Below are 421 nucleotides of genomic sequence, written 5' to 3'. Positions count from 1 at the left end.
TGATTTTATCAATATCATCGCCGCTCATGGTTGCTTTAGGTCTGTTAGCTTCTGCCTTCTGTCTGGCCGTAACATTTGGTTTATTAATCCATTCACCAGCCTCGGCTAGACTTGATGCTCCTGTAAGCTCAGCAGCTTTTTGTAAAGCGTAGCCTTTAAGTTGCTGGGGTGTCATCAATGCACCTTTTTCCGTGGTCGATACAGAGTTTAAAACTGCAGAATAAACATCGTTAAAAGCTTGGGCACGTTTAGCAGTTGATGTGGCTGTAGTGAATTTAACAATTGAATTTTGAGCGGATGACAACCCACCAATTAAACCAGCGGTGTTTTTGGCCAAACCAAGTTCTTCGGCCATTTTCGTGGCAACGGAATGCACATTTTTATTTACGGTAGACGTCAAACCAGTGGCAAAATTAGAACG

The 421-nt window shown here is 42.8% G+C and carries 1 pseudogene; it reads right to left on the bottom strand.

The window, feature by feature from the left end:
- Positions 1-355: pseudogene (locus J502_RS16250) on the bottom strand (hypothetical protein); the annotation flags it as partial.
- Between the last annotated feature and the right edge of the window lie 66 nt (positions 356-421).

The sequence above is a fragment of the Acinetobacter sp. 1294596 genome, assembly GCF_000582925.1.
GTDB classification, from domain to species: domain Bacteria; phylum Pseudomonadota; class Gammaproteobacteria; order Pseudomonadales; family Moraxellaceae; genus Acinetobacter; species Acinetobacter radioresistens.
The sequence above is the reverse complement of the archived record's forward strand: the minus strand, read 5'-3'. Positions and strand labels throughout refer to the sequence as shown.